Below are 24310 nucleotides of genomic sequence, written 5' to 3'. Positions count from 1 at the left end.
AAGCGAATTAACGGGCCCACCGCTCGGCCCGTGTGCGAGGTCGTAGGCTGTGATCAAGGACGGAAGGTTCCTCCCGGATCTCCGGGACGCAACGATTTCCCCGAACTCCGTGTGTGCTGCGTCACGTTCGAGTTGAATGATCTGAAGTGCGGAACACGCGGACACAGCCTGCAGGGGGTGCCAGGTGAGTGCTTCCCGGCGTAGTGGGGCCACCGACGAGCTCGGGCCCGACGAGCCCCAGCGGGACGGGGCCGATCTTCTTGCCGCGTTGCTCGACGGGATGGACGCCGCGCTCTGCGCGTTCGACGCCGACGGGGTCGTGACCCATTGGAACCGGGAGGCCGAGCGGATCCTCGGCTGGTCCGCGGCCGAGGCCGTGGGACGGCGCGGGTTCTCCGGATGGGCGGTGCGCACCGCCGACGCCGACGAGGTCGAGGCCCGGCTGATGGCCGCGATGCGGGCGCCGGGCCGACAGGTCCACGAGTTCGCGCTGCTCACCAAGGACGGCGGGCGGCTCCTCGTACGTACGCAGTCCGCCGCGGTGCGCGGGCCCGACGGCAAGCCGGCCGGGCTGTACTGCGCGTTCAGCGAGGTGCACACGCAGATCGACCTGGAGCGGTCGATCGCCCTGAGCGAGGCCCTCTTCGAGGACGCGTCCTGGGGAGTCGTCCTCGTCGACGCCGACCTGCGGCCCGCCGTCGTGAACGTGCATGCCGCGCGGGCGCTCGGCTCCGGCCGCACCGCGCTGCTCGGACGCCCCCTCGGCGACCTGATCTCGCAGGGCGTCGAGGAGCTGGAGAGCGCGCTCGCCCATGTGCTCGCGGAGGGCGCCCCGCCGGCCCCCGCCGAGCTGTGGGTGACGGTGCGGCTCCCGGAGGGCGACGCGCGCAGGTGCTGGCGCAGCGGCTTCGTGCGGCTCGCCTCACCGCTGGCCGAGGAACCCGTACCGCTGGGCGTGGGATGGCTGTTCCAGGACGTCACCGAGGCCAAGCGGACGGAGCAGGAGGCGGCGCAGCTGCGGTTCCGGGCCAACCAGCTCCACCGGGCCACGCGGGCCGCCGCCGAGTGCGAGGACCCGGCGGAGGCGGCGACCGTCCATCTGGACTTCGCGCTGGCCGGGTTCGCCGACCACGCGCTGATCGACCTGGTCGTCGGCGACGAGCAGGCAGGCCGGTCGGAGCGCGACGCCGACGGGGACCGCACGGGTCCGGTGCGCCTCGCGCGGGCGGCCGCGACGCCTTCGGGTGCGCCGGGGCCGAGCCTGCTGGTGTCGCGCACGACGCTGCCCGTGCGCTATCCGGAGGGCCACCCGGCGCTGCAGTGCGTGGAGCGCACGGGTTCGGTCCGGGCGAGCGCGAGCGGGCGTGACGCGGCGCGGGCGCGCGAGTGGGCCGAGACCAGACAGTGGCCGGAGGGCACGGTGCACGCCCTGTGCACGGTGCTGCGCAGCCGGGCGTGCACGCTGGGCGTGGTGACGTTCCTGCGCGGGCCCAGCCGTACGCAGTTCGAGCGGGCCGACGCCATGTACGCGGAGAGCGTCGCGGCCCGGATCGCCGGGACGCTCGACCTGGCGCGGGTCCTCGACCGGTAGCCGCGCCCCTGGCGTCAGTGGCGGTAGAAGATCCGGTCGGCGTACTCGGTGAAGATCCGGCCGTTCCACTCGTGGCCGCCGTCCACGTTCCCGGAGCGCAGGAGGGGCGGCTGGATGCCGCGGTCGGCGAGCTCGGCCGCGGCCGTCGCCATGGTGGCCTGCATCAGGGCGCTGGCCACCATCGTGGAGGCAGGCCCGAAGGGGGCGTCGACGGTGTCGTACGTGAGCTCTGCGTCGCCGACCTCGATCTTGGAGTCGAGGACGATGTCGCAGTGGTCCTTGAGGAACGTCCCCGACGCATGGCGGGACTTCGTCTCCTCGGCGTACGCCACGGACGTCACGCCGATCACGCGCAGGCCGAGCGCACGGGCATTCATGGCCATCTCCACGGGCAGGGAGTTGCGGCCGGACAGCGAGATGATCACGAGGGTGTCGCCCGCGCGGACCGGGCTGGAGTCCAGGACGGCGCCCGCGAGCCCGTCGACGCGTTCCAGGGCGGAGCCCAGCGTGGCGGGCATGACGTCGACACCGACGACCCCGGGCACGGACAGCAGGTTCATCAGGGCGAGTCCGCCCGCGCGGTAGACGACGTCCTGGGCGGCGAGCGAGGAGTGCCCCGCGCCGAACGCGAAGAGCCGGCCGCCGTCGGCGACCGTGTCGGCGATGAGCGTGCCGGCGGCCGCGATGTTGCGGTCCTCCTCGTCGCGCACCCGCCTCAGCAGGCCGATCGCGGCGTCGAGGTACTGACCGGCCAGCTTGCTGTCGCTCATCGGCGGAGCCCCTTCGTCGTCCCTTACTGCCCGCATGCCGCGCATCACGTTGCGGTCCGGACCAGTGCCCTGTCAATACGTTCCTGCCGTACGGAGCCCGGTTCCCCCGGCGCGGCACGGTTGTCAGCGCTATGCGTCAGAATTGGGTTCAGGGCCAGCGCACGAGCTAGCGGTGAGCTAGCAGAGCTAATCGAGGGGCACGTATGTCCGGACTGATCGACACCACGGAGATGTATCTCCGCACCATCCTCGAGCTCGAAGAGGAAGGTGTGGTCCCCATGCGCGCCCGGATCGCCGAGCGGCTGGACCAGAGCGGCCCGACGGTGAGCCAGACCGTGGCCCGTATGGAGCGCGACGGCCTGGTGGCCGTGGCCACGGACCGCCACCTGGAGCTGACGGACGAGGGCCGCCGGCTGGCCACGCGCGTGATGCGGAAGCACCGCCTCGCCGAATGTCTACTCGTCGACGTGATCGGCCTGGAGTGGGAGCAGGTGCACGCGGAGGCCTGCCGCTGGGAGCACGTGATGAGCGAGGCGGTCGAGCGCCGCGTGCTCGAGCTGCTGCGGCACCCGACCGAGTCGCCGTACGGGAACCCGATCCCGGGGCTCGAGGAGCTGGGCGAGAAGGACGGCGCGGACCCGTTCCTCGACGAGGGCATGGTGTCCCTCGCCGATCTCGACCCGGGCACGGACGGCAAGACGGTCGTGGTGCGCCGGATCGGTGAGCCGATCCAGACGGACGCGCAGCTGATGTACACACTGCGGCGTGCGGGCATCCAGCCGGGCTCCGTGGTCAGCGTGACGGCGTCGCCGGGCGGGGTCCTGGTGGGCAGCAGCGGTGAGGCGGCGGAGCTGGCGGCGGACATCGCCTCGCACGTGTTCGTCGCCAAGCGCTGAGCTGGACGCCGGACGCCCCGGCCCGGCCCGGGGCAACTTACCGACGCGTCAACTCCTGTTCCCACAGGCACAGTTGGGACGTCACCGCATTCCCTGAGAACTCTCGCAGAAACCAAGATTCACTGCGCGGAATCGCAGCGCGCGGACGTTTTGCGTGCAAGGCTGTCGCGAGAGGCATATGACCTGAGGACTCCTGACCGTCTCGGTTTCGGGTCCGCACCGGTCCGGCCGCACGGGCGGGGAGGGGGCAGGACGATGTGCCGACGTACCCAGACAGTGCGTAGACAGACAGGGCGAAGTCAGACAGAGGGCCCCGGCGCCTTGCGGCGCCGGGGCCTGTCCTCCCCTGTGCTGACCCGGAGCCCCGAGCTCCCAGGGTCATCCCCTTCGGACCGATTTCCCCGAGCGGTCCGCCTCCCGCTGAAGATCTCCCCTCGACGGCGGCGGTCAATCCCTGAACGAGGTCACTCGAACGAGGGGTATTGCCGAGAACGACCACGTTTTCGAAAAAGGGTTCGATAACGTGCGCGGGTACGCGACTGCAGGCGCGACCACAAGGGGGTGCCAGGGCCTATGGTGCGGCGCATCGACGTGACCGGGGCGGGCGGCGTGAGTCTCGCCGCGTGGGAATTCGCCGACCCTCCCAAGACGGGCGAGGTCGACCAGTCCCCCGGAGTGCTGTTACTGCACGGCCTGATGGGCCGGGCCTCGCACTGGGCGGGCACCGCCCGCTGGCTCTCCGAGCGCCACCGTGCCGTGGCGCTCGACCAGCGCGGCCACGGCCAGAGCCAGAAACCCCTCGAAGGCCCCTACGACCGCGAGGCGTACATCCAGGACGCCGAGGCCGCCCTCGTCCAGCTCGGCCTCGCGCCCGCCGTCGTCATCGGCCACTCCATGGGCGCGCTCACCGCCTGGCAGCTCGCCGCGCGCCGCCCCGACCTCGTACGCGCCGTGATCATCTGCGACATGCGGGCCTCCGCGCTCGGGGCGGCGTCCCAGCGGGAGTGGGAGGACTGGTTCGACGCCTGGCCCTCGCCCTTCGCCACGCTCGCCGACGTACGGAAGTGGTTCGGCGAGGACGACCCGTGGGTGGAGCGGCCCCAGCCCTCGCGCGGTGAGTTCTACGCCGAGGTCATGGCGGAGAGCCCCGACGGCTGGCGGCCCGTGTTCGACCACCGGCAGATGCTGGTCTCCCGGGCCACCTGGGTCTACGACGCGCACTGGGAGGAGCTGGCCCAGGTCCGCTGCCCCGCCCTCGTCGTCCGCGGCCTCGACGGCGAGCTGGGCCGCGCCGAGGCGCAGGAGATGGTCCGCGTCCTGCCCAGGGGCGAGTACGCGGAGATCGCGGACGCCGGGCATCTCGTCCACTACGACCGGCCTGAGGCGCTGCGCTCCGCCATCGAGCCTTTCCTGGACGGCGTACTCACCTCGTAGCGGCGGACCCGGGGATCAGGGGCCGAGGCGTTCGACGCGCCAGGCGCCGGACGGCTCGTGGACGTAGCGCAGCCGGTCGTGGAGGCGGTTCTCGCGGCCCTGCCAGAACTCGACCGTGCGCGGGGTGACGCGGAAGCCTCCCCAGTGGTCGGGCACCGGGATCTTCTCGCCCTCCGGGTAGCGCTCGGCGAGTTCGGCGTACGCGGTGTCGAGTTCGGCGCGCGAGGTGAGGACCTGCGACTGGGCGCTGGCCCACGCGCCGAGCTGGGAGCCGCGCGGGCGGGAGCGGAAGTACGCGGCCGTCTCCTCGCGGCTCGTGTGGGCGACGATGCCGGAGACGATGACCTGGCGGGCCATCGGGTGCCAGGGGAAGAGCAGCGCGATCTCGCGGTTCGCCGCCAGGTCGCGGGCCTTGCGGGAGCCGTAGTTCGTGTAGAAGACGAAGCCCCGGTCGTCGTAGGCCTTGAGCAGCACGGTCCGCGAGCTCGGCCGGCCGGCCGCGTCCGCCGTGGAGACCACCATCGCGTTCGGCTCGTACAGGACGCCGCGCGCCCGCGTGGCCTCGTTGAACCAGAGCTCGAACAGTTCCATCGGACGCGCGGGGACGTCCTCCTCCAGGAGTCCCTCACCCGGCGGGCGGTACTGCGCACGCATGACGGCGGGGTTCTGGGGTGCATGGTGGTCGTGGTCGCTCACGCGGTCATCCTGCCGTACGCGTGGGGCAGTCGGCCGCGTGGAGTTCATCACTGGGTGGCACTGAGTGCCGCGTACTCTCCCCAAGGGTGGCACCAGCGGATATCGTCGTCGGTCCCGCCGCCCCTTCGGTTGGGTGACCGCCTGCCGAACGGGGCATCACCGGGGTGACCGATCCGGCCCGTGAGCCCCCGGAGCCGCGCCACCACCGCGGATCCGGACAGGCCGGAACGGGCCGGACCGAGCCAGTACGGTCCGGAGCATTCCGGCGAATACCGCCGCAGAACCGTTACGTCCATGCGGACCGCACACGACCACCGCGGTCCTCCGTCGTACACACGCAGAGTCGTACACACGCAGAGTCGTACACATTCAGAGGAGCCGCCTGATGTCCGACCCCGGTCTTGACCCCGGCAGTGCCCCCGGCTTCGTGCCCGGCCTCGAGGGAGTCGTCGCGTTCGAGACGGAGATCGCCGAACCGGACAAGGAGGGCGGCGCCCTGCGGTACCGGGGCGTCGACATCGAGGACCTGGTCGGCAAGGTCTCGTTCGGCAACGTCTGGGGCCTGCTCGTCGACGGGGCCTTCAACCCGGGCCTGCCGCCCGCCGAGCCGTTCCCCATCCCCGTCCACTCCGGCGACATCCGCGTCGACGTACAGTCCGCGCTCGCCATGCTCGCGCCCGTGTGGGGCCTGAAACCGCTGCTCGACATCGACGAGGCGCAGGCCCGCGAGGACCTCGCCCGCGCCGCCGTCATGGCCCTCTCCTACGTCGCCCAGTCGGCCCGCGGGCAGGGCAGGCCGATGGTGCCGCAGCACGAGATCGACAAGGCGGACACCGTCGTCGAGCGGTTCATGAGGCGGTGGCGCGGCGAGCCCGACCCGAAGCATGTCGCCGCCGTCGACGCGTACTGGACGAGTGCCGCCGAGCACGGCATGAACGCCTCCACGTTCACCGCGCGCGTCATCGCCTCGACGGGCGCCGATGTCGCGGCCGCCCTTTCGGGCGCCGTCGGCGCCATGTCGGGCCCTCTGCACGGCGGCGCGCCCTCCCGCGTCCTCGGCATGATCGAGGAGATCGAGCGCACCGGCGACGCGGACGCGTACGTCCGGCGGGCGCTCGACAGGGGCGAGCGCCTCATGGGCTTCGGGCACCGTGTGTACCGCGCCGAGGACCCCCGCGCGCGCGTGCTGCGGCGCACGGCCCGCGAGCTGGGCGCGCCGCGCTTCGAGGTCGCCGAGGCGCTGGAGAAGGCGGCCCTCGCGGAGCTGCACGCCCGCAGGCCCGACCGGGTCCTGGCGACGAACGTGGAGTTCTGGGCGGCGATCATGCTGGACTTCGCGGAGGTCCCGGCGCACATGTTCACGTCGATGTTCACGTGCGCCCGCACGGCCGGCTGGTCGGCGCACATCCTGGAACAGAAGCGCACGGGCCGCCTCGTACGCCCCTCGGCCCGCTACATCGGGCCGGGCACCCGCGACCCGCGCGACATCGAGGGGTACGGGGAGATGTCGGGCTGAGCATCACCCCCGTCAGGCTCAGGCACGGCAAACGGCGTCGCACGGATTTCCGTGCGGCGCCGTTTGTCACGCGTCACCTGCCCCCGGTCACCCCAGCGCCCCGTCCAGAATCGCCGCCCACTGCGCGACGACCCGCTCGCGGCGCGGCCCGTCGTCGGTGAGGAGGTTCGCGAGGCCGAGGCCGCGCGCCATGTCGAGGAGCCCCTGCACGGTCTCGCGGACGCCGGGGTGCGACTCGTCGGCGGCCAGGAGCTCCACGGCGATGCGGTGGGTCTCGCGGCCGACGCGGGCCTCCAGTTCGGTGACGCGGCCGCCCAGCTGCGGCTCGTTCGACGCCGCCACCCACAGGTGCAGGGCGGCCCGGAACAGCGGGCCCGTGTACAGGTCGACGAGGGCGGCGACGACCTCGGTGCGGCCGCGGGGGCGCAGGGCGCGCAGCGCGGTCGAGCGCTCCTCGGCGACGTACTCGACGGCGGCCGTGAACAGGTCCTCGCGGGTCGGGAAGTGGTGCTGGGCGGCGCCGCGCGAGACCCCGGCCCGTTCGGCGACGACGGAGACCGTGGAGCCCGACCAGCCGTGTTCGGCGAGGCACGACACGGCCGCTTCGAGGAGCCGCCGGCGGGTGGCGCGGCTGCGGTCCTGTTTGGGGGCGCGCTCCACCGCCGTACCGGATGAGGTCACAGCACCCATGCGGGATCCCGTCGTTCGAGGAAGGCCGTCATCCCTTCGCTTGCCTGCGCGGAGGAGAACAGCCGGGCCGAGAGCGCGCTCAGGTCGGCCGCGTCCCGGTCGAAGGCCTCCAGCACCTTAGCCGTGAGCAGCCGTTTCGTCTCGGTGAGGCCCTGCGGGGACGACCTGCGCAGCCCGTCGAGGACGGGGGCGAGGGCGGCGTCGACGTCATCGCCCGCCGTCGTCAGGAGCCCGATGCGGACCGCTTCCGCCGCGTCGAAGCGCTCGCCCGTCAGGTAGTAGCGGGCGACGGCGCGCGGGTCGGTGCGGGGCAGCAGGGGCAGCGAGATGACGGCGGGCGCGACCCCTATGCGGACCTCGGTGAACGCGAACGAGGCGGCGTGCGAGGCGGCCGAGATGTCGCAGGCCCCGAGCAGGCCGAGCCCGCCCGCGCGCGCATGCCCGGCGACCCGCGCGACGACGGGCCGGTCGAGCGCGACGATCTGCCGCAGGACCGCGACCAGGGCCGCCGGCGGGGGCGGGGACTTCAGGTCGGCGCCCGCGCTGAACGTGTTGCCGGTGTGGGTGAGGACGACGGCCCGTACGGCGTCGTCCTTGCCGCACGCCGTGAGCACGTCCGCCAGCTCGGCGACGAGTGCGGCCGAGAGGGCGTTGCGGTTGGCCGGGGAGTCGAGGGTGAGGGTGGTGATCCCGCGGTCATGCGAGGAGTGGACCAGGGTCTTTTCAGTGCTCACGATGTCTCCCGGAGCTGTCGGCGGAGGATCTTTCCCGAGGCGGCGCGGCGGCACGGGCCTCAGGCCCCTCTCCGGTCACGTGGGTGCGACGTTCAGAGAGTGGCAGCGGGCGCGGAAACAATCAAGCGTGCCTGCATGAATCAGGCCTCGGCCGTCCGATCGCGGGTCAGAGCGTTCTGCCGTCGGGCCCGGTCACGCCCGGCCGGGTGTTCAGGGACCACATATGGGTGCACTGCGGGCACTGGAGGTGGAGGACCGGCCCCTGGTTGGAGATCAGGTAGCGCCAGTGCTCGCGGCAGTTGCGGCGGTCCGCGCAGGGCGTGCAGTGGCGGGCGTCGTCGCAGACGGGGCAGGCCACCCAGGCTCGCCGGGCGATGTCCGCCTGCGGATCAATGGGAAGACGCACGGCCCGGCTCCTCTCCCGGCAGGACACCGGCCGCCACCAGAAGGTCGTAGGTGCGCTGCTGCTCGGCGTCCAGGCCCGAGTAGAGGAGGGCGCGCGCCTCGTCCTCGCCCCGCAGGACGGCCACCGGATCCCAGTCGGGGCCGAGCGCGGCCACGACCTCGGCACGGCGCCGGGCCTCCTCGAAGGTCAGGTCGATCGCGAAGGGTATGAGGCCGAGGGAATTGTCTTGGTTCATGGCGGACTCCCGACGAGCTGAGCAGAACCCGACCATCAGTACCAGGCACCCCCGGCCGCAGGAAAGGGTTACCTAAGTTGCACTGCCGCGGCCAGGGGCGACACACCGCCCGGACGGTCGACAGGGCAACCCGGGATTCGCCTACGGGGGTGGGCCGTTGCCGATGACAGCCCCGAAGAGAGGGGCACGATCCGCCGACGGAACTGTGACGTACTTCACGGCGCCCCACGGGGCGAGCCCGGCCATGATCCGCCGGACACCCCCCATGGGCCCGAATCTCCGGCTCAGGCCGCTAGTACGACTTGGGCAGTCCCAGGGTCTGATGGGACACGTAGTTCAGGATCATTTCCCGGCTCACCGGCGCGATGCGGGCCACGCGGGACGCCGTGATGAGCGAGGCGAGGCCGAACTCGCGGGTGAGCCCGTTGCCCCCCAGCGTGTGCACCGCCTGGTCGACGGCCCGCACGCAGGCCTCCGCTGCCGCGTACTTGGCCATGTTCGCGGCCTCGCCCGCCCCGATGTCGTCGCCCGCGTCGTACAGGTGGGCTGCCTTCTGCATCATCAGGCGGGCCGTCTCCAGCTCGATGTGGGCCTGCGCGAGCGGGTGCGCGATGGCCTGGTGCGCGCCGATGGGCGACTTCCAGACGCTGCGTTCCTTCGCGTACCCGACGGCCCTGGCCAGCGCGAAGCGGCCCATGCCGATCGCGAACGCGGCCGTCATGATGCGCTCGGGGTTGAGGCCCGCGAACAGCTGGAGCAGGCCGGCGTCCTCGTCGCCGACGAGCGCGTCGGCCGGCAGCCGTACGTCGTCGATGACGAGCTCGAACTGCTTCTCCGGCGCCTGGAGTTCCATGTCGATCTGCCGCCGCCCGAACCCCTCGGCGTCGCGCGGCACGATGAACAGGCACGGCTTGAGGCTGCCCGTACGCGCGTCCTCGGTGCGGCCCACGATGAGGGTGGCGTCGGCTATGTCGACGCCGGACACGAACACCTTGCGCCCGGAGAGGATCCAGTCGCCGCTGTCCCCGTCGCGGCGGGCGGTGGTGGTGATGCGGTGCGAGTTGGAACCCGCGTCGGGCTCGGTGATCCCGAACGCCATCGTGCGGCTGCCGTCGGCGAGACCCGGCAGCCAGGCCGCCTTCTGCTCGGGCGTGCCGAAGCGGGAGATGACAGTGCCGCAGATCGCGGGCGACACGACCATCATCAGCAAGGGCGCGCCGGAGGCACCCAACTCCTCCAGTACCAGCGACAGTTCGTACATGCCGCCGCCCCCGCCGCCGTGCTCCTCGGGCAGGTTCACGCCCAGGTACCCGAGCTTCGCGGCCTCCGCCCAAAGCTCCTCGGGGTGGCCCTCCTCACGGACGACACGGGTCATGTAGTCGCGTCCGAAGCGGCTGCCGAGAGCGGCGACGGCGGAGCGCAGGGCCCGGTGCTCCTCGGATTCGAGGACGGGAGCGTTCATGACTGATCCTCCTGTACGACGGCGAGCAGGGCGCCGACCTCGACCTGGCGGCCGGGCGCGGCGTGCAGGGCGGTGAGCGTGCCGGAGGCGGGAGCGGTGATGCGGTGCTCCATCTTCATCGCCTCCAGCCAGATGAGGGGCTGTCCCGCGGCGACCGTGACGCCCTCGGCGAGGCCTTCGGCGAGCCGGACGACGGTGCCGGGCATGGGCGCGAGGAGGGATCCCGGCTCCTGGCGCGCGGCGGGCTCAGGGAGGCGGGGCAAGGCAGTGAGTGCGGCACCGTTCACGTACACGCGCTCCCCGTGCACCGCGACGTCGAACTTCTGCACCACGCCGTCCACTTCGAGCACGACGAGCGCCGGCGTCGCGCGCACGACGCGTACACCGTCCGCGGCCAGACCGTCGCGGGTGTGCCGGTAGCGCACCTCGTACTCGGTCCCGTCGGGTTCGGTGCGGTAGTGCTTGACCTGCGGCAGCGACGCCACATTGCGCCAGCCGCCGAACCGGGACCGGCCGTGCGCGTCCGCGAGGGCCGCGGCGAGCGGTGCGTACGGGTCCGGGCTCGGCGCCGTGAGCGCGGCCAGATGCCGGTCGTAGAACCCGGTGTCCGCGCCGCCCGCGATGAACTCGTCGTGCCGCAGCGACCGTACGAGCAGCTCCCTGTTGGTGACCGGGCCGTGCACGACGGCCCGCTCCAGGGCGCCCGCCAGCTTGCGCAGTGCCTCGGCGCGGGTCGGCGCGAGCGCGACGACCTTGGCGAGCATCGCGTCGTAGTGCACCCCGATCGGGTCGCCGTCGGTGAACCCGGTGTCCAGACGTACGGCCTCCGGGACGGACAGCCGGTGCAGCGTGCCGGTCTGCGGCGCCCAGTCGGCGGCCGGGTCCTCCGCGTACAGACGGGCCTCGACCGCGTGGCCTCGCGCGGCGGGCGGCTCCTCGTCCAGGGGCTCGCCCTCGGCGACGCGCAGTTGCAACGCAACGAGGTCGACGCCGAACACGGCTTCGGTGACGGGGTGTTCGACCTGGAGGCGGGTGTTCATCTCCAGGAAGTGCGCCTTGCCGCCGGCGACGAGGAACTCGACGGTCCCGGCGCCCCGGTAGTCGGTGGCGCGAGCGGCCCGCACGGCCATCTCCCTTAGAGACGTCTCGAGTTCAGGTGTGAGACCGGGTGCGGGCGCCTCCTCGATGACCTTCTGATGGCGCCGCTGGAGTGAGCAGTCACGGGTGCCGAGCGCCCACACGGTGCCGTGCGCGTCGGCCATGACCTGCACCTCGACGTGCCGACCGCCCTCGATGTACGGCTCGACGAACACCTCACCGTCCCCGAAGGCACTCAGCGCCTCCGCGCCGGCGGCGGCCAACTGCTCGTCCAGATCGGCCAGTTCACGTACGACGCGCATGCCGCGCCCGCCGCCACCGGCCGCCGCCTTCACGAGGATGGGCAGGTCTCCCGCCGTGATGTCACCGGTCTTCAGAGGCTCGATGCCCATGAGTTCCTTGGCGCGCGTCTTGGACGCCATGGCCTCGATCGCCTCGGGCGGCGGGCCGATCCAGGTCAGGCCCGCGTCGACGACGGCCCGCGCGAATTCGGCGTTCTCGGACAGGAACCCGTACCCGGGGTGCACGGCGTCCGCGCCCGCGGCCAGTGCCGCCTTCACGATCAGGTCGCCGCGCAGGTACGTCTCGGCGGGCGACGCCCCGGGCAGCCGTACGGCGGCATCGGCCACGCGCGCGTGGAGGGCGTCCTCGTCGGCGTCCGAGTACACGGCGACGGTCCGGATGCCCAGCTCGGCGCAGGTACGGAAGACGCGGCAGGCGATCTCGCCGCGGTTGGCGACGAGTACAGAGGTGATCATTCGCGTGGTCATGGGCCTCACATCCGGAACACGCCGAATCCACCGCGTGCGCCCTCCACGGGCGCCGTGTGGATCGCGGACAGGCACAGGCCGAGCACGGTCCGGGTGTCGCGCGGGTCGATGACCCCGTCGTCGTACAGCCGCCCGGAAAGGAACATCGGCAGGGACTCGGACTCGATCTGCTGCTCCACCATGGCCCGCAACGCGGCGTCCGCCTCGTCGTCGTAAGGCTTCCCCTTGGCAGCAGCGGACTGGCGGGCAACGATCGACAGGACGCCGGCGAGCTGCTGCGGCCCCATCACGGCCGACTTGGCGCTCGGCCAGGCGAACAGGAAGCGGGGGTCGAAGGCCCGCCCGCACATCCCGTAGTGCCCGGCGCCGTAGGAGGCGCCCATGAGGACGGACAGGTGGGGCACACGGCTGTTGCTGACGGCGTTGATCATCATAGAGCCGTGCTTGATGATGCCGCCCTGCTCGTACTCCTTGCCGACCATGTAGCCGGTGGTGTTGTGCAGGAACAGGAGTGGGATGTCGCGCTGGTTGGCCAGCTGGATGAACTGCGCGGCCTTCTGCGACTCCTCGCTGAACAGGACCCCCTGCGCGTTGGCGAGGATGCCGATCGGATAGCCGTGCAGCGACGCCCAGCCGGTCGTGAGGCTCGACCCGTACAGCGGCTTGAACTCGTCGAAGTCGGAGCCGTCCACGATCCGGGCGATGACCTCGCGCGGATCGAAGGGGACCTTGAGGTCGCCGGGCACGATGCCGAGGAGCTCGTCGCTGTCGTACTTGGGCGGCTCCACAAGCTGTGGATCCCCGTACGCCTTGCGGTGGTTGAGGCGGGCTACGACGCGGCGGGCCTGCCGGATCGCGTCCCGCTCGTCGAGCGCGAAGTAGTCGGCGAGCCCGGACGTACGGGCGTGCATCTCGGCACCGCCGAGCGACTCGTCGTCACTCTCCTCGCCGGTCGCCATCTTCACCAGGGGCGGCCCGCCGAGGAAGACCTTCGCCCGCTCCTTGACCATGATCACGTGGTCGGACATGCCGGGGATGTAGGCGCCACCGGCGGTGGAGTTGCCGAAGACGACGGCGACGGTGGGGATCCCGGCGGCGGAGAGGCGCGTGATGTCGCGGAAGATACCGCCGCCCGGGATGAAGATCTCCTTCTGGGACGGCAGGTCGGCGCCACCTGACTCGACGAGACTGATGCAGGGCAGCCGGTTGGCGAACGCGATCTCGTTGGCACGCAGGGCCTTCTTCAGGGACCACGGATTACTGGCTCCGCCGCGCACCGTCGGATCGTTCGCGGTGACCAGACACTCGACGCCCTCGACGACCCCGATCCCCGTGACGAGGGAGGCACCGACGGTGTAGTCGCTGCCCCAGGCCGCGAGGGGGGAGAGTTCGAGGAAGGGAGTGTCGGGGTCGAGCAGCAGCTCGATGCGTTCGCGGGCGAGCAACTTGCCGCGCTTGCGGTGCCGTTGGACGTACTTCTCACCACCGCCCGCGAGCGCCTTGGCGTGCTCGGCGTCGAGCGCGCCGAGCTTGCCGAGCATGACCTCGCGGTGAGCGGCGAAGTCGGCACCGCCGACGTCCAGGGCCGAGGCGAGAACGGTCACAGCAGGACCTCCGGTATGTCCAGATGGCGGGAGCGCAGCCACTCGCCGAGCCCCTTGGCCTGAGGATCGAATCGGTGCCGGGAGGCGACGCCCTGGCCGAGGAGGCCGGTGACGGTGAAGTTGAGGGCACGGAGGTTGGGCAGCACGTGCCGGACAACTGTCAGATGACGACTTTCAGATATCAGATTCTGAAATCTGTCAGCTGTCAGTTCATGGACGAGCCACCGCCAGGCCTGGTCCCCATCGCCGACCCCGCCCCCGTTGCCGCCTCCGTCCCCGTCTCCGTCTCCGTCCACCCACACCCCCACATTCGCGTCCCCGCCCTTGTCGCCGCTGCGGGCGCCCGCGACGAGGCCGAGGGGAGCGCGCCGGATGGAGCCGGGTGGCAGAGGTGCGGGCAGGGGCGGTGCGGCCACGTCCGCGAGGGCTCGGGTGGCACCGTCGTACGTGATCACCTTCCGCTCCCCGTCCGGCAGCACGGCGACGTGCCCGACCTCGCCCCGGTCCACGTACGCCGCCTCGAACACCCCGTACGGCGCGCCCTTGCCCGGCGGGGCCGTCACATGGAAGCCGGGGTAGCTGCCGAGGGCCAGTTCGATCGCGGCGCTGCTGAGGGTGCGGCCCACCGCGTCCGCGTCGCCGTCCCGGACGACGAGCCGCAGCAGCGCGCTCGCGGTCTCCTCGGTGTCCGCGTCCGCCCGATCCGTGCGCGCCAGCTCCCACGTCACCTGCGCGGGGCGGGACTTGGCACGGTCGAACGCCTCGTCCATCTGCTGCCGTACGAGCGCCGCCTTGGCCTCGATGTCGAGACCGGTCAGCACGAACACGACCTCGTTACGGAAGCCGCCGAGCCGGTTGAGGCCGACCTTGAGGGTGGGGGGCGGGGCCTCGCCTCGTACGCCGTCGACGCGGACGCGGTCCGGGGCCTCCTGCGTGAGCCGTACGGTGTCCAGCCTCGCCGTCACGTCGGGTCCGGCGTACCGGGCGCCGCCGGTCTCGTAGAGGAGCTGTTCCGTCACCGTCCCCACGGTCACGAGCCCGCCCGTGCCGGGGTGCTTGGTGATGACGCAGGAGCCGTCCGCGTGGAGTTCGGCGAGCGGGAAACCGGGGCGCCGCAGGTCGCGGGCCCGCCCGGCGAAGCGGGAGTAGTTGCCGCCCGTCGCCTGGGTCCCGCACTCCAGGATGTGCCCGGCGACGACGGCCCCCGCGAGCCGGTCGTACGCGTCCTGCTCCCACCCGAAGCGCCAGGCCGCGGGCCCGGTGACCAGGGCGGCGTCGGTGACGCGGCCGGTGACCACGATGTCGGCGCCGGCGGCGAGACAGGCGGTGATCCCGGCGCGGCCGAGGTAGGCGTTGGCGGTGAGGGCGCCCGGGAAGCGCCCACCCGGGGAGAGATCGTCGCCCTCGACATGCGCCACGCGTGCGTGGAGGCCGAGCCGACCCGCCAACTCCCGTACGGCGTCGGCGAGTCCGGCCGGGTTGAGCCCGCCCGCGTTCGCGACGATCCGCACGCCCCGGTCGAGCGCCAGGCCGAGTGTCTCCTCCAGCTGGCGCAGGAACGTGCGGGCGTAGCCGCGCGCGGGGTCCTTCAGGCGGTCGCGGCCCAGGATGAGCATGGTCAGTTCGGCGAGGTAGTCGCCGGTCAGGACGTCGAGGGGGCCGTCTTCGAGCATCTCGCGCAGGGCGTCGAAGCGGTCGCCGTAGAAGCCGGAGGCGTTGCCTATGCGCAGTACGTCCTCGGTCACCGCCCGGCCCCCTTCGCCTCACGCCCCGGTCCCGGCGGTCCCGCGAAGGCCTGGGCGATGTCCAGCCACCGGTCGGCGTCGGCGCCTTCTGCCCGTACGTCGACGTCGTCGCGATGCGCCCGCTGCGTCACCAGCAGGCAGAAGTCGAGCCCGGATCCCGTCACGCGCTGCGCCGCATCCTCGGGCCCGTACGTCCACAGGTCGCCGGAGGGGGCGGTCAGTTCGACGCGGAACTCCTCGGCGGGCGGGGTCAGCCCGCGTACGGCGAAGGCGAAGTCGCGGGCCCGGATCCCGATGCGGGCCACATGCCGCAGCCGGTCGCTGGGCTTGCGTTCGACGCCCAGCGCGTCGGCCACGTCCTGCCCGTGGGCCCAGGTCTCCATGAGGCGTCCCGTCGCCATGGAGGCTGCGGACATGGGCGGCCCGTACCAGGGGAAACGCGTTCCCGCGGGGGCGGCGACCAGGGCCCGGAGCAGTTCCTCGCGGCCCGCGCGCCAGCGGGCGAGCAGTTCGGCGGGCGGCAGCGTGGCGCCCTCCTCCGCTCCGGCGTCGACGAAGGCGTCGGGCGCGGCGACGGCGTCCCTGACGAGGGCGGCGAACGCGTCGGCGTCCGTGACGGCGAGCAGGGCGGAGTGGTCGGTCCAGGCCAGATGCGCGATCTGGTGGGCCACGCTCCAGCCGGGCGCCGGCGTGGCGAGGGCCCATCGGTCCTCGCTCAGTTCACTGACGATCCGGTCGAGTTCGGCGCTCTCACTGCGCAGATCCTCGAGCACGGTCAACGGGTCGGACACGATGCGCTCCCCTCGGGGCACGACGGCGTGCCCCGGAGCATGGCAGTGCCCGGATAAACAATCAAGCGTGCTTGTATGAAAATTGGCCAGGGGGAGGCGATACAAAACGGGTGCGGCGGACGTCGGGGGGCTCTGCTCAGCCCTCCACCGACGTCCGCCGCACCCGAGCGTCAACCAGCCTGACGCTCGGCCTACTTCGGCCCGCTTCGGCCTACTCGGTCTCCGGCGCGGGCATTCTCTTGTCCTCCGGCGCGGGCACCTACTTGGCCTCCGGTTCGGGCATCTTCGCCCGCCCCCGGCCCACCTGTGTGCGCACCGCGCCGATGCTGGCCGCGATGACCAGAGCGATCGCCAGGGCGCCGAGGGCGGACATGGCCTGGTCGAGGATGAGGAATCCGGCGAGCGCGGCGATGGCCGGTTCGAGGCTCATCATGACCGCGAAGGTGGACGCGGGCATGCGGCGCAGCGCGAGGAGTTCGAGGGTGTACGGGAGGACCGAGGACATGACGGCGACGGCCGCGCCGAGGACCAGCGTCGTCGGCACGACGAGCTTCGAGCCGGACTCCGCGATGCCGAGCGGCAGGCAGAGCACGGCCGCGACCGCCATCGCGAGGGCGAGCCCGTCCGCCTGCGGGAACCTGCGCCCCGTACGGGCGCTGAAGATGATGTACGTCGCCCACATGCCGCCCGCCGAGACGGCGAAGGCCGCGCCGACCAGGTCGAGTCCGCCGAAGCCGCCCCCACCGAGGAGGAAGACGCCGCAGAGCGCGAGGCCGGCCCAGATGGCGTTGACCAGGCGGCGGGAGGCGAAGACCGACAGGGCGAGCGGGCCGAGCACCTCGAGGGTGACGGCCGGGCCCAGGGGGATCCGCTCCACCGCCTGATAGAAGAGCATGTTCATGCCGCCCATGGCGACGCCGAAGGCGACGACGGTGCCCCAGTCGGCGCGCGAGTGACCGCGCAGTTTCGGCCGGCACACGATGAGCAGCACGATCGCGGCGAACACGAGCCGCAGGGTGACCACGCCGACCGCACCGGCACGCGGCATCAGGGTGACCGCGACGGCCGCGCCGAACTGCACCGACACACAGCCGCCGAGCACGAGTCCGACCGGGCCGAGCGCGCCCCAGCGGGAGCCGTTCGGCGCACCCCCGGGTGCGGCGGGAGCGCCTGCCACCTCCGGCTGCACCACCGCCACCGCCGGCTGCACCAGCGCGGCGGCCGCCGCGTCGGCGCCGGTCGCCGCCCGGTCGGTCCGTGAGACGTTCACGTCTGAGCCTTCCCCTTCACCGCCACCCCCACAGTTCAATAGGGTGGACTCCACCGTCCAAGGTAGTACACCAAGTCATGATCGTGGACCCCTTTACGGCTGACGTTCCACCGTCTGCACTTCCGGTGCGACGCAAGCCCACCTGCCACGCTAAGACCGCCGCGCGCGGTCCGTGAAATGCCGACTGTGCTCCCGTTATGCTCCGCAGGCATGAGCGGTCCGTATGCCCTCCACTCGCTGGAGCTGCGCCATCTGCGCTGCTTCCTCGCCATCGCCGAGGAGGGCAACGTCACACGCGCCGCCGCCCGACTCCGCCTCACCCAGCCCGCCGTCTCGCGCACCCTCGCGACCCTCGAGGACGCGCTCGGCGTACGGCTCGTCGACCGCTCCACCCACCACCTCGCCCTGACCTCCGAAGGGCGCGCCTTCCAGGAGAGCGCGGCGGCCGCCGTCGCCGCGTTCGAGGACGCCCTGGACTCCGTCCGCGCCGTGCGGCGCCCGCTGCGGCTCGGGCACGCCTGGTCGGCGGCGGGCCCGTACACCACGCCCCTGCTGCGGCGCTGGCGTGAGCGGTACCCGGACGTGCCGCTCGAACTCCTGCGCATCGACGACCGCACGGCCGGACTGACCCGCGGCGCCGTCGACGTCGCGCTGCTGCGCGGGCCCGTGGACGCGCCGGGCCTGGTCACCGAGCTCCTGCACACGGAGAGCCGGGTCGCGGCCGTACCGTCCGACAGCCCCCTCGCCGCGCGCAGCGCGCTCACTCTCGCCGACCTCTCCGGCCACACCATCGCCGTGAACACCGTCTCCGGCACCACCGCCCTCGACCTCTGGCCGCCCGCCGCCCGCCCCACCGCGACGATCACCGTGGCGAACACGGACGACTGGCTCGCGGCCATCGCGGCCGACCGCGCGGTGGGCGTCACGACGACGGCCACTCCCGGGATGCACCCGCACCCGGGCGTCGTCTACGTCCCGCTGACCGACGCCCCCGACCTGCCCGTCGCCCTCGCCTGGCGCGACGGCCCACGCCACCCCGCCGTACGGGACCTGGTCGAACTCGCCCATGAAGTCGTGCCGTCCGACGGAGCGCGCCCTACGGAGTGATCCCCAGCGCCTCCGCGAGGACCTCCGCCAGGTGCCGCCCCGGCCGGCCCCCTTCCCGCTCCAGCTGCTCCAGCTGCGTGCGGCACGAGAAGCCGTCCGCGAGGACCACCGCCCCGCTGTCGGCGGCGCGGACGGCCGGCAGAAGCTGCTCCTCCGCGCAGGCCACCGACACGTCGTAATGCCCCTCCTCGAAGCCGAAGTTGCCCGCGAGGCCGCAGCAGCCGCCACTCAACTCGCCGTCCAGGCCCGCCCTTTGGCGCAGGCGTCGCTCGGCGGCGTCGCCGAGGACCGCGTGCTGGTGGCAGTGGGTCTGGCCGACGGCGGGGCGGTCGACGCGGGGCGGGTCCCAGTGCGGGGCGAACCGCTCCAGGGCCTCGGCAAATGTCAGTACGGAGTCGGCGAGGCGGCGGGCGCGGGGTTCGTCGGGCAGCAGTTCCGGCAGATCGGTGCGCAGCGCTGCGGCGCAGCTCGGCTCCAGGACGACGACGGGCAGGCCCGAGTCGATGACCGGCCGCATCAGGTCGAGGGTGCGGTGCAGGACGGCGCGGGCGCGGTCGAGCTGGCCCGTGGAGACGTAGGTGAGGCCGCAACAGACGCGGCCGCGGCGCGACGGGAGGAGCCCGACGACCGCCGCGAGCCCGTCCGGCCTGTAGTCGAAGACACGCGTCGGGGGCAGCAGGACGGAGAGCCCCGCCTCTTCGAGGGCCCGCACGGCGGCCCGTCCGACCTGCGGCGCGAGGTGCTCCGTGAACGTGTCCGGCCACAGGACCACCTCGGGCCCGTCGCCGCCGAACCGTGCCGCACCACCCCGCCGGGCCACTTGCACCCTTCGCCGCAGATCCCGCCGCCACCACGCGCTGAACGTCTCGGGGGCCACCCGCGGAATCCTCCGCTCCGAGGCGATCCCGCCGAGCCGCTTGCCGAGAGCGGCCAACGGCCCCACCCGCGCGAGGGTGTTGACGACGCCCGCCGCTCGCGCGTGCTGCACGAGACGCAGCCAGCGCGGCAGCCACCCCATGGAGTAGTGCGCCGCGGGCCGCCTGCGGCCTTCGTAGTGGTGGTGCAGGAACTCCGCCTTGTACGTGGCCATGTCGACGCCGACCGGACAGTCCGTACGGCACCCCTTGCACGACAGGCACAGGTCGAGCGCGTCCCGTACCTCCGTGGACTGCCAGCCGTCCGTGACCACCTCACCGGCGAGCATCTCGTGCAGCAGACGCGCGCGCCCGCGCGTGGAGTGCGCCTCCTCGCCGGTCACCCGGAACGACGGGCACATGACACCACCTGAAGGGGCCGATTCCGTACGGCACTTGGCGACGCCCACGCAGCGGCGTACGGCGGCGGAGAAATCGCCGCCGTCGTGCGGGTAGGCGAACTCGACGTCGACGGGGCCGCGCGGCAGCACGGCGAAGCGCAGGTTCTCGTCGAGGCGGGCGGGGCGCACGAGGACCCCGGGATTGAGGAGGCCCTCCGGGTCCCACACGTCCTTGATCCGCCCGAAGAGGTCCACCAGCTCGGGCCCGTACATCTTCGGCAGGAGTTCGGCGCGGGCCAGCCCGTCGCCGTGCTCCCCGGACAGCGATCCGCCGTGCGCGACGACGAGTTCGGCGAGATCCTCGGAGAAGTGCCGGAAGCGCCGCACGCCGGTCTCGCCGAGCAGGTCGAAGTCGATGCGTACGTGGATGCAGCCGTCGCCGAAGTGCCCGTACGGGGTACCGCGCAGGCCGTGCTGCGACAGGAGCCCCCGGAAGTCCCGCAGATACGGGCCGAGGCGGGCGGGCGGCACGGCGCAGTCCTCCCAGCCGGGCCACGCCTCGGTGCCGTCGGGCATGCGGGTCGCGGTGCCGGAGGCGTCCTCGCGGATGCGCCACAGGGCGCGCTGGCCCGCGGGGTCGTCGACGATGAGGGAGTCCGTCGTGCCGTCGGCCGCGGCCCGCACGATCGCCTCGGCATGCGCGCGCGCCTGTGCCGGGGTGTCGCCGCCGGTCTCGACGAACAGCCAGGCGCCGCCCTTCGGCAGGCCGGCCTGTTCCCGTACGAGGTCGGCGGCCATGCCCTCCACGGTGAGCGGCCCGTGCGGCAGGAGCCCCGCGGCGGCCTCGGCGGCGGCGCTCTCGTCGGCGTAGGCGAGTACCCCGAGGGCACGCGCGCGTGGCGACTCGACGAGCCGGACGGTCGCCTCGGTGACGATGCCGAGGGTGCCTTCGGTGCCGCAGAGGAAACGGGCGAGGTCGACACCGTTCTCGGGAAGGAGGGCGTCGGCGGCGTACCCGGAGATACGGCGGGGCAGGTCGGGGAATCCGGTGCGCAGGAGCGCCAACTCGCCCTCGATCAGCGGGCGGAGGGCGTCGGGGGCGCCTTGCCAGCCGCGGGCCAGGGTGCGCTGACGAATATCACCGTTGGATTGACAGATGACAGATGACAGAGAACAGATATTGTCAGCTGTCGTTCCATAGGCCACCGAATGCGACCCGCACGAGTTGTTCCCGATCATCCCGCCGAGCGTGCACCGACTGTGCGTGGACGGGTCGGGCCCGAACCGCAGACCGTGCGGCGCGCCCGCTTCCTGAAGCCGGTCGAGCACAACTCCCGGCTGCACCACGGCAGTTCGCGTGTCCGGATCAACGTCCACAATCCGGTTCATGTGCCGCGTGAAGTCCATGACGACGCCCGTCCCGGTCGCCTGCCCCGCGATCGACGTACCGCCCCCGCGCGCCACGACCGGCACCCCGTGCTCCCGGCAGACCGCGAGCACGGCCGTCACGTCATCGGCGTCGCGCGGCGCCACGACGCCGACGGGAACTCTCCGGTAGTTCGACGCGTCCATGGTCATCAGGGCCCGCGCGGCCGCGGAGAAGTCGACCTCCCCGCGCACGACGCCGCGCAACGCCCTCGCGATACCTTCCCGGTCCTGGTTTCCCACGCTGGCAGCCATGCCTCCCAGCATGCATCTCCCCCGGGAACGACAACAGTTCGCCACGACAGGAGCAACTCCCATGCCTCGCATAGCCCTCGACCCGTTCGTCACCGACCTTGACGCCGAGAGCGCCGCACTGCGCGCCGCGGGCCCCCTCGCCGAGGCCGAGCTGCCGGGCGGCGTACCCGTATGGGCCGTCACGCACCACGCGGAGGCACGTCAACTCCTCACGGACCGGCGCCTGGTGAAGGACATCGAGGTGTGGGACGCGTGGCGGCGCGGCGAGATCCCGGCCGACTGGCCGCTCATCGGCCTCGCCAACCCGGGTCGTTCCATGCTGACGGTCGACGGCGAGGACCACCGCAGACTGCGCGCGCTCGTCGCGCAGGCCCTCACGCCCCGCCGGGTGGAGCTGATGCGCGACCGGATCGCGCGGCGCACCGGGGAACTCCTGGACGCCCTGCCCAAGGACGGCACCACCGTCGACCTCAAGGCCGCGTTCGCCTACCCCCTCCCCATGTACGTGATCGCCGACCTGATGGGCATCGACGACTCGGTGCTGCCCCGCCTGAAGGTCCTGTTCGAGAAGTTCTTCTCGACGCAGACCCCGCCGGCGGAGGTCGTCGCGACGCTGACGGAGCTGGCCGGGATCATGGCGGCCACGGTCGCGTCCCGGCGCGCCGATCCCGGCGACGACCTGACGAGCGCGCTGATCCTGGCGGCGGGCGACGACGGCGACCGGCTCACCGACGAGGAGATCGTCTCCACGCTCCAGCTCATGGTCGCGGCGGGCCACGAGACGACGATCTCGCTGATCGTCAACGCCGTGGTGAACCTGTCCACCCACCCCGGGCAGCTCGCACAGGTCCTCTCCGGCGAGGTGCCGTGGGAGGCCGTGGTCGAGGAGACGCTGCGCCACTCCACACCGACGTCGCACGTCCTGATCCGCTTCGCCGCCGAGGACGTCCCGGTCGGCGACAAGGTGATCGCGAAGGGCGACGCGCTGATCGTGTCGTACGGGGCGATCGGCCGGGACGAGGCCGCTCATGGCCCCAGCGCGGGTGACTTCGACATCACACGCGACTCCCCGAACCGTCACATCTCGTTCGGCCACGGCCCGCACGTGTGCCCGGGCGCGGCGCTCTCCCGCCTGGAGGCGGCGGTGGCGCTGCCCGCGCTGTACGCCCGCTTTCCCGAGCTCACCCTCGCCGTCCCGCCCACGGCCCTGCGCCACAAGCCGGTGGTGACCCAGAACGACCTGTTCGAGTTGCCGGTACGGCTGTTCGGCTGACTCGAAGCGCCGGGACGCCATTCCAGCCCCTCCGGCGTTTGAGGAGCGGGGCCCGGGGCGGAGCCCTGTGGCGGGACCGTGAGTCTCACCGGGCGGACACGGTGATTCCAGACTCCCGCGAGCCGCTAGGCTCGCCCCGTGGCTGAGATCCAGATTCCCGCTGACATCAAGCCCGCCGACGGACGTTTCGGCGCGGGCCCCTCCAAGGTGCGCACGGAGGCGCTGGACGCCCTGGCCGCCACCGGCACGTCCCTGCTCGGCACCTCCCATCGCCAGGCCCCGGTCAAGAACCTGGTCGGCCGGGTGCGCGAAGGGGTCAAGGACCTCTTCCAGCTCCCTGAGGGCTACGAGGTGATCCTGGGCAACGGCGGCTCCACCGCCTTCTGGGACGTGGCGACGCACGGCCTGATCGAGAACAAGTCGCAGCACCTGAACTTCGGCGAGTTCTCGTCCAAGTTCGCGAAGGCCTCGAAGCTGGCCCCGTGGCTGGCCGAGCCGACCGTCATCGCCTCCGAGCCCGGCACGCACCCCGAGCCGCAGGCCGAGGCGGGCGTCGACGTGTACGGCCTCACGCACAACGAGACCTCCACCGGTGTCGCCGCCCCGATCAAGCGCGTGGCGGGTGCCGACGAGGGCGCCCTCGTCCTGGTGGACGCGACCTCCGGCGCCGGCGGTCTGCCCGTCGACATCGCCGAGACGGACGTCTACTACTTCGCCCCGCAGAAGTCGTTCGCGTCGGACGGCGGCCTGTGGCTGGCGGCGTTCTCGCCGGCCGCCCTGGAGCGCGCCGAGCGCATCCACGCGTCGGGCCGCCACATCCCGGAGTTCTTCTCGCTGCCGACGGCGATCGACAACTCCCGCAAGAACCAGACGTACAACACCCCGGCGCTCGCGACGCTGTTCCTGCTCGGTGAGCAGCTGGAGTGGATGAACAGCCAGGGCGGTCTGGCCTGGACGACGGCCCGCACCAAGGACTCCTCGACGCGCCTGTACAGCTGGGCCGAGGACTCGAAGTACGCGACGCCGTTCGTCACGGACGCGGCGAAGCGTTCGCAGGTCATCGGCACGATCGACTTCTCGGACGAGATCGACGCGGCCGCGGTCGCCAAGGTGCTGCGCGCCAACGGCATCGTCGACACGGAGCCGTACCGCAAGCTGGGCCGCAACCAGCTGCGCGTCGCGATGTTCCCGGCGATCGACCCGGCGGACGTCGAGGCACTGACGAAGTGCATCGACTACGTGATCGAAAAGCTCTAGTCGCACCGGTTCTACGTGGATGGGGCGCCC

Annotated in this window: 20 protein-coding genes; 7 read left to right on the top strand and 13 right to left on the bottom strand. The window is 72.2% G+C overall.

The features are described 5' to 3' along the window. Positions 1-184: 184 nt before the first annotated feature. Entirely contained in the window at positions 185-1591 is a 1407-nt protein-coding gene (locus ACWFR4_RS18190) for a PAS domain-containing protein (protein WP_453468587.1), read from the top strand. A gap of 14 nt (positions 1592-1605) precedes the next feature. Here the strand turns inward: ACWFR4_RS18190 and ACWFR4_RS18185 are convergent, their stop codons facing one another. After that, positions 1606-2361 carry an SIS domain-containing protein gene (locus ACWFR4_RS18185; protein WP_326712441.1) on the bottom strand — a complete coding sequence of 252 codons (756 nt, stop codon included), beginning with the start codon at positions 2359-2361 and terminating at the stop codon, positions 1606-1608. Positions 2362-2564: 203 nt separating this feature from the next. Between ACWFR4_RS18185 and ACWFR4_RS18180 the strand changes: the two genes are divergently transcribed. Both ACWFR4_RS18180 and ACWFR4_RS18175 read left to right on the top strand, forming a co-directional pair. Continuing rightward, positions 2565-3257, top strand: coding sequence for a metal-dependent transcriptional regulator (locus ACWFR4_RS18180; protein ID WP_372564152.1), 693 nt, complete (start codon positions 2565-2567; stop codon positions 3255-3257). Positions 3258-3830: 573 nt separating this feature from the next. After that, positions 3831-4691: an alpha/beta fold hydrolase gene (locus tag ACWFR4_RS18175; protein ID WP_453653245.1), complete on the top strand. Its 861-nt coding sequence runs from the start codon at positions 3831-3833 to the stop codon at positions 4689-4691. 15 nt (positions 4692-4706) lie between these two features. Here the strand turns inward: ACWFR4_RS18175 and pdxH are convergent, their stop codons facing one another. Beyond that, a complete protein-coding gene (pdxH, locus tag ACWFR4_RS18170; protein WP_453467671.1) occupies positions 4707-5345 on the bottom strand; it encodes a pyridoxamine 5'-phosphate oxidase in 639 nt (212 codons plus the stop codon). A 427-nt stretch (positions 5346-5772) separates the two neighbouring features. Here pdxH and ACWFR4_RS18165 point away from each other — a divergent pair, with 427 nt between their 5' ends. Next, positions 5773-6903: a citrate synthase 2 gene (locus ACWFR4_RS18165; RefSeq protein ID WP_453653243.1), complete on the top strand. Its 1131-nt coding sequence runs from the start codon at positions 5773-5775 to the stop codon at positions 6901-6903. Between the two features lie 87 nt (positions 6904-6990). On the opposite strand, the gene ACWFR4_RS18160 is transcribed toward ACWFR4_RS18165, so the two are convergent. The 10 genes from ACWFR4_RS18160 to ACWFR4_RS18115 form a co-directional block, all read right to left on the bottom strand. After that, the gene (locus ACWFR4_RS18160) at positions 6991-7593 is read right to left on the bottom strand and encodes a TetR/AcrR family transcriptional regulator (protein ID WP_266671673.1); all 603 of its coding nucleotides are present in this window, start codon (positions 7591-7593) and stop codon (positions 6991-6993) included. Beyond that, positions 7581-8327 (bottom strand): enoyl-CoA hydratase family protein, encoded by a 747-nt coding sequence (locus ACWFR4_RS18155; protein WP_453653241.1) that lies wholly within the window; start codon positions 8325-8327, stop codon positions 7581-7583. The genes ACWFR4_RS18160 and ACWFR4_RS18155 overlap by 13 nt, the downstream gene beginning before the upstream one ends. A gap of 166 nt (positions 8328-8493) precedes the next feature. Then, complete coding sequence (locus ACWFR4_RS18150) at positions 8494-8733, bottom strand: hypothetical protein (RefSeq protein WP_227295432.1); 240 nt, start codon at positions 8731-8733, stop codon at positions 8494-8496. After that, a complete protein-coding gene (locus ACWFR4_RS18145; RefSeq protein ID WP_453467661.1) occupies positions 8717-8968 on the bottom strand; it encodes a DUF6400 family protein in 252 nt (83 codons plus the stop codon). Before ACWFR4_RS18145 ends, ACWFR4_RS18150 begins: the two co-directional genes overlap by 17 nt. 292 nt (positions 8969-9260) lie before the next feature. Continuing rightward, a complete protein-coding gene (locus ACWFR4_RS18140; protein WP_453467663.1) occupies positions 9261-10430 on the bottom strand; it encodes an acyl-CoA dehydrogenase family protein in 1170 nt (389 codons plus the stop codon). Continuing rightward, positions 10427-12286, bottom strand: coding sequence for an acetyl/propionyl/methylcrotonyl-CoA carboxylase subunit alpha (locus tag ACWFR4_RS18135; RefSeq protein WP_453653361.1), 1860 nt, complete (start codon positions 12284-12286; stop codon positions 10427-10429). Before ACWFR4_RS18135 ends, ACWFR4_RS18140 begins: the two co-directional genes overlap by 4 nt. Before the next feature lie 17 nt (positions 12287-12303). Beyond that, positions 12304-13902, bottom strand: a complete 1599-nt coding sequence (locus tag ACWFR4_RS18130) for an acyl-CoA carboxylase subunit beta (protein ID WP_453653239.1) — start codon at positions 13900-13902, stop codon at positions 12304-12306. Then, entirely contained in the window at positions 13899-15647 is a 1749-nt protein-coding gene (locus ACWFR4_RS18125) for an acyclic terpene utilization AtuA family protein (protein ID WP_453653237.1), read from the bottom strand. Before ACWFR4_RS18125 ends, ACWFR4_RS18130 begins: the two co-directional genes overlap by 4 nt. Beyond that, complete coding sequence (locus ACWFR4_RS18120) at positions 15644-16438, bottom strand: TIGR03084 family metal-binding protein (protein WP_453467669.1); 795 nt, start codon at positions 16436-16438, stop codon at positions 15644-15646. Before ACWFR4_RS18120 ends, ACWFR4_RS18125 begins: the two co-directional genes overlap by 4 nt. Positions 16439-16697: 259 nt before the next feature. Next, on the bottom strand, positions 16698-17708 hold the full coding sequence (locus tag ACWFR4_RS18115; RefSeq protein WP_453653235.1) for an EamA family transporter: 1011 nt from the start codon (positions 17706-17708) through the stop codon (positions 16698-16700). Between the two features lie 177 nt (positions 17709-17885). Between ACWFR4_RS18115 and ACWFR4_RS18110 the strand changes: the two genes are divergently transcribed. After that, positions 17886-18815 carry a LysR family transcriptional regulator gene (locus tag ACWFR4_RS18110; RefSeq protein ID WP_453455770.1) on the top strand — a complete coding sequence of 310 codons (930 nt, stop codon included), beginning with the start codon at positions 17886-17888 and terminating at the stop codon, positions 18813-18815. Here the strand turns inward: ACWFR4_RS18110 and ACWFR4_RS18105 are convergent. After that, the gene (locus ACWFR4_RS18105; RefSeq protein ID WP_453653233.1) at positions 18805-21750 is read right to left on the bottom strand and encodes an FAD-binding and (Fe-S)-binding domain-containing protein; all 2946 of its coding nucleotides are present in this window, start codon (positions 21748-21750) and stop codon (positions 18805-18807) included. The genes ACWFR4_RS18110 and ACWFR4_RS18105 overlap by 11 nt on opposite strands. Positions 21751-21811: 61 nt before the next feature. Between ACWFR4_RS18105 and ACWFR4_RS18100 the strand changes: the two genes are divergently transcribed. Together ACWFR4_RS18100 and serC are read left to right on the top strand one after the other, a co-directional pair. Further along, the gene (locus ACWFR4_RS18100; RefSeq protein ID WP_453653231.1) at positions 21812-23023 is read left to right on the top strand and encodes a cytochrome P450 family protein; all 1212 of its coding nucleotides are present in this window, start codon (positions 21812-21814) and stop codon (positions 23021-23023) included. Positions 23024-23161: 138 nt separating this feature from the next. After that, on the top strand, positions 23162-24280 hold the full coding sequence (gene serC / locus ACWFR4_RS18095; protein ID WP_100595761.1) for a phosphoserine transaminase: 1119 nt from the start codon (positions 23162-23164) through the stop codon (positions 24278-24280). Positions 24281-24310 lie beyond the last annotated feature (30 nt).

This window comes from Streptomyces sp. NPDC055140, from assembly GCF_053607285.1.
The sequence above is the reverse complement of the archived record's forward strand: the minus strand, read 5'-3'. Positions and strand labels throughout refer to the sequence as shown.

Bases quoted from the DNA above. Each gene is read 5' to 3' on its own strand.
- ACWFR4_RS18100 (WP_453653231.1), top strand. From the start codon at position 21,812: ATGCCTCGCATAGCCCTCGACCCGTTCGTCACCGACCTTGACGCCGAG.
- pdxH (WP_453467671.1), bottom strand. From the start codon at position 5,345: ATGCGTGCGCAGTACCGCCCGCCGGGTGAGGGACTCCTGGAGGAGGAC.
- ACWFR4_RS18140 (WP_453467663.1), bottom strand. From the start codon at position 10,430: ATGAACGCTCCCGTCCTCGAATCCGAGGAGCACCGGGCCCTGCGCTCC.
- ACWFR4_RS18145 (WP_453467661.1), bottom strand. From the start codon at position 8,968: ATGAACCAAGACAATTCCCTCGGCCTCATACCCTTCGCGATCGACCTG.
- ACWFR4_RS18180 (WP_372564152.1), top strand. From the start codon at position 2,565: ATGTCCGGACTGATCGACACCACGGAGATGTATCTCCGCACCATCCTC.
- ACWFR4_RS18175 (WP_453653245.1), top strand. From the start codon at position 3,831: ATGGTGCGGCGCATCGACGTGACCGGGGCGGGCGGCGTGAGTCTCGCC.
- ACWFR4_RS18160 (WP_266671673.1), bottom strand. From the start codon at position 7,593: ATGGGTGCTGTGACCTCATCCGGTACGGCGGTGGAGCGCGCCCCCAAA.
- ACWFR4_RS18185 (WP_326712441.1), bottom strand. From the start codon at position 2,361: ATGAGCGACAGCAAGCTGGCCGGTCAGTACCTCGACGCCGCGATCGGC.
- ACWFR4_RS18105 (WP_453653233.1), bottom strand. From the start codon at position 21,750: ATGGCTGCCAGCGTGGGAAACCAGGACCGGGAAGGTATCGCGAGGGCG.
- ACWFR4_RS18110 (WP_453455770.1), top strand. From the start codon at position 17,886: ATGCCGACTGTGCTCCCGTTATGCTCCGCAGGCATGAGCGGTCCGTAT.
- ACWFR4_RS18165 (WP_453653243.1), top strand. From the start codon at position 5,773: ATGTCCGACCCCGGTCTTGACCCCGGCAGTGCCCCCGGCTTCGTGCCC.
- ACWFR4_RS18135 (WP_453653361.1), bottom strand. From the start codon at position 12,286: ATGATCACCTCTGTACTCGTCGCCAACCGCGGCGAGATCGCCTGCCGC.